The 7,355-nt window shown below is 59.9% G+C and carries 8 protein-coding genes; 4 read left to right on the forward strand and 4 right to left on the reverse strand.

The window, feature by feature from the left end:
* Together FJ471_RS33560 and FJ471_RS33565 are read left to right on the forward strand one after the other, a co-directional pair.
* A partial coding sequence (locus FJ471_RS33560) for an amidase (protein WP_140810486.1) occupies positions 1 to 1,219 on the forward strand: 1,219 nt, incomplete at its 5' end.
* A gap of 137 nt (positions 1,220 to 1,356) precedes the next feature.
* Positions 1,357 to 2,328: a LysR substrate-binding domain-containing protein gene (locus FJ471_RS33565; protein ID WP_246684904.1), complete on the forward strand. Its 972-nt coding sequence runs from the start codon at positions 1,357 to 1,359 to the stop codon at positions 2,326 to 2,328.
* 97 nt (positions 2,329 to 2,425) lie between these two features.
* Here the strand turns inward: FJ471_RS33565 and FJ471_RS33570 are convergent, their stop codons facing one another.
* The gene (locus FJ471_RS33570; RefSeq protein ID WP_140810491.1) at positions 2,426 to 3,568 is read right to left on the reverse strand and encodes an aminotransferase class V-fold PLP-dependent enzyme; all 1,143 of its coding nucleotides are present in this window, start codon (positions 3,566 to 3,568) and stop codon (positions 2,426 to 2,428) included.
* Between the two features lie 4 nt (positions 3,569 to 3,572).
* A complete protein-coding gene (locus FJ471_RS33575) occupies positions 3,573 to 4,574 on the reverse strand; it encodes an ornithine cyclodeaminase family protein (protein ID WP_181179933.1) in 1,002 nt (333 codons plus the stop codon).
* Between the two features lie 411 nt (positions 4,575 to 4,985).
* Between FJ471_RS33575 and FJ471_RS33580 the strand changes: the two genes are divergently transcribed.
* Together FJ471_RS33580 and FJ471_RS33585 are read left to right on the forward strand one after the other, a co-directional pair.
* The gene (locus tag FJ471_RS33580; RefSeq protein ID WP_246684905.1) at positions 4,986 to 6,137 is read left to right on the forward strand and encodes an FAD-dependent oxidoreductase; all 1,152 of its coding nucleotides are present in this window, start codon (positions 4,986 to 4,988) and stop codon (positions 6,135 to 6,137) included.
* A 65-nt stretch (positions 6,138 to 6,202) separates the two neighbouring features.
* A complete protein-coding gene (locus FJ471_RS33585; protein WP_140810501.1) occupies positions 6,203 to 6,550 on the forward strand; it encodes a RidA family protein in 348 nt (115 codons plus the stop codon).
* A 123-nt stretch (positions 6,551 to 6,673) separates the two neighbouring features.
* Here the strand turns inward: FJ471_RS33585 and FJ471_RS33590 are convergent, their stop codons facing one another.
* The gene (locus tag FJ471_RS33590) at positions 6,674 to 6,907 is read right to left on the reverse strand and encodes a conjugal transfer protein TraD (RefSeq protein ID WP_140810526.1); all 234 of its coding nucleotides are present in this window, start codon (positions 6,905 to 6,907) and stop codon (positions 6,674 to 6,676) included.
* A 1-nt stretch (position 6,908) separates the two neighbouring features.
* Positions 6,909 to 7,235, reverse strand: coding sequence for a conjugal transfer protein TraD (locus FJ471_RS33595; protein WP_246684906.1), 327 nt, complete (start codon positions 7,233 to 7,235; stop codon positions 6,909 to 6,911).
* Positions 7,236 to 7,355: the final 120 nt, after the last annotated feature.

Consider the following 7,355-nt stretch of genomic DNA (forward strand, 5'->3'; position numbering starts at 1 on the left):
CGGCCAGATCAGAGCGATGATCTTCGTTGACGAGGCTGGCGCCCTCGATGCGGCGCTGCGCGCCAGAGATGAAATTCGATCGGGTCACAGGCGCGGTCCGCTGCATGGCATTCCCATCGCCATCAAGGATGTACTCGATGTTGAGAATTGGCCGACGACGGCAGGATCGCGTTTGTTTGGCAATCGCCTTGCCCACAACACTGCGACGTGCGTAGCCAACCTTCAGGCGGCAGGCGCAATTGTCATCGGCAAGACAAACTTGCACGAATTGTGCGTCGGCGGACATGACAATCCTTGGTTCGGCAAGGTCGTCAACCCGCTCGACGAAAGCCGCGGAACTGGCGGCACCAGCAGTGGATCGGCTGCCGCGGTTGCAGCTGGCTTTTGCGCGGTCGCGATCGGCACGGACACCGGTGGTTCAAACCGTTCTCCGGCCGCTGCAACGGGTTTGTTTGGCTATAAGCCGACGAACGGTCTGATCGACACAAACGGCGTCATGGGCACAGCACCATCATTGGATTGCGTCGGGGTTCTCGCGCACTCGGTAGATGACGTTCGCCTGGTTGGCGAAGCTCTGGCCGGCAAGCAGCTTAGTCCATCAAGGAACGCTTACAGCGGATCGCGAGACAGCATTACGATCGGCGTCTGCCCTGATCTGGTTGGCGCTCCAGTCGACAGCGCCGTCGAAACTGCCTTGGCCGCGATGCTAAATCATCCATTGGTCCGCACGATCGAAATGTCCTTTGACGACACAGAAGCATTCGTCAGCGCCGGTATGACAATCCTGCAATACGAATTTGCAAAAGCGTACCGTGCTGCTGTCGAGCGGAACCCGGATCTGGTCGGCGATGGGGTTCGCGCGTTCCTCCAGGAGAGCATCCGAGTCAGTGCGGGCGAGTATGATCAAGCTGTAGAAATCCGCGACGGCGCGCGCAGGCACCTTCTGGAGAAAATGACGGCTCTGGATGCCTTGGTGATCCCGACTGCGCCGGGATCCGCGCCCCGGCTTTCCGACGAACTCACACAGGTGAACGGTGAAATGGTGGCTTGGGGTATGGCCGGCGGTCGATTTCGTCGCTGGGCAAATATGCTCGGCGTGCCGGCTCTGGCGATCCCGCTGCAAGTTCCCAACGATCTGCCAGTCTCCGTGCAACTCGCCGCTTTTCCCGGCCGCGACGCCACCCTGCTCGACCTCGCCGATATGCTGACGGACCATTGACGCCTCTTCAGATCAGCAAAGTTCATAACCCCTAGGAATAAACTTCATTCGCATATCTTATTGGAATATCTGGAGCCGCCCGCTAGCATTGGCGCGGCCGAAAGGTAGGCTGGATCCACGAGACGAGGGAAGCGCCAGTGAAGGCCTACGAACGGGACGCGGTTGCGAAGGAGGCGGAGTTTACGCCTCGCGAGATCGAGGTTTTCGCCTCCGTGATGCTGCATGGAACGACGACCAAGGCAGCCGATGCTCTGGACATCACGCAGCCCGCTGTCAGCAAGATGCTCCAGCACCTCACCGAAAAGGCGGATTTCCAGCTCTTCCGAAAAAGCCGGCAACGATTGATCCCTACTCCTGAAGCGCACATGCTGTATGCCGAGGTGCAGCGCGTCTTCGAGTCCGCACGCGGCATCTCCCGGGCTGCAAGGGAAATCCGCGAACTGCGCAGCGGCAGACTGAACATCTGCGCGCTCCCCGCCTTCGGTTCAACGATCCTGCCTTCGATCATAACGAGCTTCTCAAAACAGCACCCATCCGTGTCCATTTCGCTGGACATCCGTAGCTCCGCGACCGTTGTGCAAAGAGCTGGCCGAAATCAGCTCGACATCGGCATCGGAGTCACGTCATCGGAAGAAAACCCGTCGATCGTGAGACGCGCTCTGACCGCGACGCCGCCCGTATGTGTAATGCCAGCGGGACATCCGCTGTCTCAGCTTGCAGTGATCCAGGCTGACGATCTCGATGGCCTCGACTTCATATCGATGGGCTCCGCCGATCCGATGCGGCGGCAACTCGATTCGCTTTGCGAGAAACGGGGTGTCAGCCGCCTGCTCAAAGTGGAGGCCAGCCTGTCCGGCGCCTGTATTGCGCTTGCTGCCTCCGGCGCCGGCGTGACGGTCGTCGACCGGCTTTCTGCCTGGATGGCGCGCGACCAGCCGATCGAGATCAGGGACTTTCGGCCGCATCTCGATCTGAACCTGAGCGTTTATCGGCCCTGGGGTGTCATTGCATCAACGGCCGCGGACGCCTTTACAGAGCATCTCATTCAAACGACGCGGAGCTTCATGAACGGCGTCGACGCTGGAATAGCCGCCTTGGGGTCTAAATAGGACCAAATCCTGGCATGGCCGGAGGCGATGGTCCTCCGCAAGACCACCAAGGCGGTCTCGCAAGGACGTGTGACTTTAAACGGCATGTTTCGCTTTACTAGCGCAGCGACAGGTTCTGAAACAGGCGATCAATGTCTTCTTCGTCATTGTAGACATGCGGTGACACCCGCATCTTTGCACCGCGCAGCGTGACATGGACATTTGCCTGCTTCAAATCCACCGCCGCGTTCGGTGCCAGCCGGTCGCCAATATCGAGAATCGAGATATGGGGTGTCGGCAGTCGTGGACGCGCCACCTCAAGCCCTCTGCTTGTCGCCTGAGCCCAGATGAAGTCATTGAGGTAGCGGAGGCGCTCGAACACGCGTTCGACAGACCATCCCTGGATCAGTTTCATGGCGGCGATTGCAATAGGCAGGACAGCGAAATCGGAACGTTCCCCCATGTCGAACCGCCGGGCTCCGGGAAGGAATTTCGCCACCGGCACCTTGTAGAAATCAGATTTGTCGCCGCCCAGCCGGTTCCATGAATGATGCTCGAGCGTACGTCCCTCTCCGTGCCAGCGTGGGTCGGCATAGAGAAATGCGAGGCGATAAGGGCCGAGCAGGAACTTGTAGGTGGCAAAGACCAGAAAATCCGGTCGTACGCGAGTGACATCGAAGGGCACGGCGCCAACCCATTGGGTGCCGTCGACGACAAGTGCTGCTCCTGCTGCCCTTGCGGCGACCGCCACCGCCTCAAGGTCGATAGCCATCCCCTCGAACCAGTGAACCAGCGTGCCCGCGACAACCGCGATCGGGCGGGCCGAATTCCGGATTGCCGATACAATCGCGCCTGTCCAGTCGCCGTCGGCCGGTTGCGGTACGATGTCCACATGCGCGCCGTTGCGATCCGCAAGATCATACCAGACGTATCGATGGGACGTGTGTTCATTCTCCATGAGAACGATTGCCGAACCGGCCGGGACCGGGACATTGGCTGCCGCGACAGCCATGCCGTAACTGGTGGCGGCGACAATGGCGATGTCGTCTTCATGCGCCCCCACCATCGAGGCGGCAAGCTGCCGTGCCTGTTCCACCTCGTCATAGTAGGATGCGATGGTCATCTTCCAGGGTTCAGCTTTCACCTTGACGCCAGCCTCACCGGCCGCGATGGCGGCTATAGGGATCGGAGACATGTAGGCGGCGTCGAGATAAGCCGTCTCGCGAGTGAGGGTGAAGAGATCGCGCTGGCAGTTCAGCATGGCATCACAACCTGAAATCAGTGGGAATTCCCAACCCGGCTTTCCGGGCAGAGAAATAGACAAGATTCGCGAGTTCGATGTCCTGGGCGGGAACACCAAGAGACCGATAGAGGGTGATTTCCGTGTCGCTCGTGCGGCCAGGCTTTGTGCCGGCGAGGACCTCGCCGATTTCGCCGCGAATATGGTCGCGGCCAATCCTGCCGCTCTCGATCGCTTCGATCAGCTCCCCCGCGGCGGCGAGCGCCATAGGCAGGTAGTCCACCCAGATCCGCGCTTGGCGCACGCACTCAAAGTCGATCTCGCGGCATGAGGCCACGCTTGCCCCGACAGCATTGACGTGAACGCCTTGCGGCAACCATTCTCCGAACAGCACTGGCTCTTCGGAAGATGTCGTCGTGCAGATAATGTCTGCTTCGCGCACGGCTTCGGCGGCGTCGTGATGTGCTTGCGTCTCGAAGCCGGATGTCGACATATCCTCGGCAAAGCGCTGTGCCTTGGCAAAATCACGGCCCCAGACCTGGATCGCACGGATCGGGCGCACATAAGCGATCGCCTCGACATGTCGGCGCGCCTGCTCGCCATAGCCGAGCACTGTCAGTATAGAACTCTCGCGGCGCGAAAGCGCCCTTGTAGCGACAGCACTGGCCGCCGCTGTGCGCCACGCCGTAAGCTCGCCGCCGTCGATCAAGGCAACAGGGCGCCCATGATCCTTGTCGAACAGGAACACGCCACCACGGTGCGACGCGAGCCCGTGTGCAAAATTGTCGGGAAATACCGACAACACCTTCGCCCCGAACAGCGGCCGGTCGTCCAGCGCGGCATACATCAGCGACAGGCAACTACCGGCTGCCCCCGGGAGCTCGAGCGTGCGCCTGATTTGCTGGCGGGCGACGCCTGTAAAAGTCTTGACCAGAGCTGCCTCGGTCGCTTCAAACACCTGAGGCAAGGTCAAGGCCTGCCGGATGGCGTTCTTGTCAATCAGAAGGAATTCCGTCTCGGCATTCACCTTGCATCCTTCTCCATTCGACACCCCTGCACGCGACCGGATGTGCAACAGCGTAGCATTGCCCCGGCGCGCCGATGACAATGGATTTCATAACTTCGGACGAGAAGATGCCCATGTCCGATCATGCACCGCATCCTGCGGCTCGGAGCGAGCACGGTTCATAACTTTTGGCCATCAACGGCAGCTGTCAGTTCAATTGACCGCGAAGGCCACCCGTTGCAATGTTTTTACGCAGTTTCGGATGCAGCGCTTATTAGCAGCCCTAATGTATCCGCCAACGCGTAAGTAATATCTCCGCATCTGGCAGTGTCAGAGCGTTTATCCATCCAGCCGCCGCCTTGCAAACGGCGGCATCGAGGATTTCATCTCGCCAATATCAATACACCGATTGGCGAGAGCAAGGCGAATTCATTGGAGGTCATCTATATGCGCGTTGTGGTTATCGGTTCCGGCATCGTCGGTAGTTCTGCCGCTTATGAATGCGCCAAAGCGGGGGCGAGTGTTGTCGTGCTGGAAGGGGGCAGGATAGCGGGAGGCACTTCGGCGGTAAGCTTTGCCTGGACAAATGCGACGACCAAACGGCCGCGGACCTACTTCGATCTCAATGTCGCCGGCATGCGCGCGCATCTCGAATTGAAGCGGGACTTCGGCGCCGCCCCTTGGTTCACGCAGACGGGGAGTTTCGATTGGCGCACTGCGCCTGAGTCGATGGACGACTATTTCGAGAATTTCCGGCAGATGAAGGAATGGGGCTACGGCGTTGAATGGATCGACAAGAAGCTGGTCGCCGGTATGGAGCCCGACATCGACGTCGGCGCCATCGGCGACTGTCCGATCTCATACTATCCGGAGGAAGGCTGGGTTGATCCGGTTCTCTATTCGGCCTGGCTTTTGCGGGCGGCGAAGGAGCGCTGGGGCGCGCAAGTGAAGGTTGATGCACGTGTGACCGAGATCGAAACCGAAGGCGGTCGCGTCCTAGCGGTTCGCACGGCGGACGGCGAGCGCTATGGTGCCGATGCTGTCGTCAATTGTACGGGCGGCTGGTCCAGCCAGAGGCTGGGCGATGCCCAGGGCATCCCACTGTCCTCGACGATCGGCGTGCTCGCTTTCACTCCGCCGGTGGCGTTGACGCTCCGGAGCCAGCTGCATGCCGACGATCTGGATATACGTCCCGACGGCGCGGGCCGTATCATGATCCACAAGGTCTCGGTGGATTTGACCTTCAAGACGCCGCAGGCGTTAAGTCCTGCTGGTGATGAGGCGACGACATTGCTGGAGGCGGCGAGCAAGGTTCTGCCTTCCCTCCGCTCTGTGGGTGTTGAAGCCATTCGCACAACCGTGCGTCCCTTTCCGGAAGATGGCTACACTTGCGCCGGCGCGATGCCGGACATTGCTGGACATTACATGGCAGTGACGCACAGCGGCGTCACCATAGCTCCGCAGTTGGGCAAGGTGGTCGCCGACGAAGTCGTGCGCGGCAATATCCATGACGAGATGGAGACGTTCCGGCCGGAACGTTTCTTCCAGGCGAATGCTCGACGCACTCCCGCAGCGCACGCATGATTGACCATCGAACACAGGCTTCGCAGCCTGTATGTCAAGTTCAGCGCATACAGGACATCTGATCCATGATGATCGAAAGATACGAGAAGAACGAGCGGCTAAGCCGAATCGTCGTTCACAATGGAACGATCTATCTTTGCGGGCTGACGGCCGATGACAAGGAAGCCGACACTGCCGGCCAGACGAAGCAGATATTGAAAACGGCCGACACTCTCCTGGGCAAGGTTGGCGCGGACAGGTCGAAGCTGCTGTTCGCGCAGATCTGGTTGAAGGATGTCCAGGATTTCGACGCAATGAACAGGGCATGGGTGGAATGGCTCGATGGCGCGGAGCCGCCTGCAAGAGCCACGGTGGGCGCGAGTTTCGCGCTTCCCGAAATCAGCGTTGAAATTCAATTTACTGCAGCGATCTGACGTCCCACCCGCCGCGCCCGGATAGCGAGATCGGTCGATAGATCACCAGCTTTGCGTTGTGAGCCGGTGTGGGGTTCCGCGTCACCGACATATCCGCCCGTCAGCGCGCGGCGATGGTGGTTGTTAGTCATTCCGTTTTGGTTCCGAGATGAAGGCCTCTCGACCTGTCGTCGACCAGATTTCGCGCGCATGCTCGCGTTCACGGCTCTGCAGCTTGGCGGCAATCCAGATCAGCGCGCCGTATATCATGGCACGATCGTCATTGGTCAGCTCCACGATGCCTGTCTTGACGACGAGACCGCCGAGTTCGATCAGATGTCGAGTTCGCTTGCGTCGTTCGACCTGCCAGGTGCGCATGTCATTGCGAGCCATTGCCGCTTTCCGGCGATTGTGAGCTGCCTTGTTGCGCTTGAGCGCCTCGCAGGTTGCGGTGAGATGCCGGAGCAGCTCGCCGGGACCGGCTCTCGAAAAACATCACCCCACGCTTGGCCCATGCCTCACGCTTTGCGGCGTCTTTCGTTTCAGCGATTGCGACGAGCGCGCCGGCCAGTTCGTCGGTGCTGAGTTGATCGGCACCTGTGGCGATCACCAGCTCGCCAAGTTGCTGCACCTTTCTGGTTTTGAGTTCCCGCGCTTTGTCCTCCAGCGCCTTCAGTTCCGTGTCGAAGTCACGTGGTCTGCGCATGGTTGTCTCCATCGATTGTCGATCTCTGGATGATAGTTGAACGTCCGCCGGAAGGCTTCAGGGTTGCCGAGACAGCCCGGGACGGGCTGGTCCATCCCGAGATTTTTTCGAGGGAGGGCG

Origin of the sequence: Mesorhizobium sp. B2-7-1 (assembly GCF_006440735.1) — a bacterium.
Taxonomy (GTDB): Bacteria; Pseudomonadota; Alphaproteobacteria; order Rhizobiales; family Rhizobiaceae; genus Mesorhizobium.

Coding starts and splice junctions, on each gene's coding strand:
- FJ471_RS33570 (WP_140810491.1), bottom strand. CDS start 3,568: ATGCTGAACTGCCAGCGCGATCTCTTCACCCTCACTCGCGAGACGGCT.
- FJ471_RS33585 (WP_140810501.1), top strand. CDS start 6,203: ATGATGATCGAAAGATACGAGAAGAACGAGCGGCTAAGCCGAATCGTC.
- FJ471_RS33590 (WP_140810526.1), bottom strand. CDS start 6,907: ATGCGCACCTGGCAGGTCGAACGACGCAAGCGAACTCGACATCTGATC.
- FJ471_RS33595 (WP_246684906.1), bottom strand. CDS start 7,235: ATGCGCAGACCACGTGACTTCGACACGGAACTGAAGGCGCTGGAGGAC.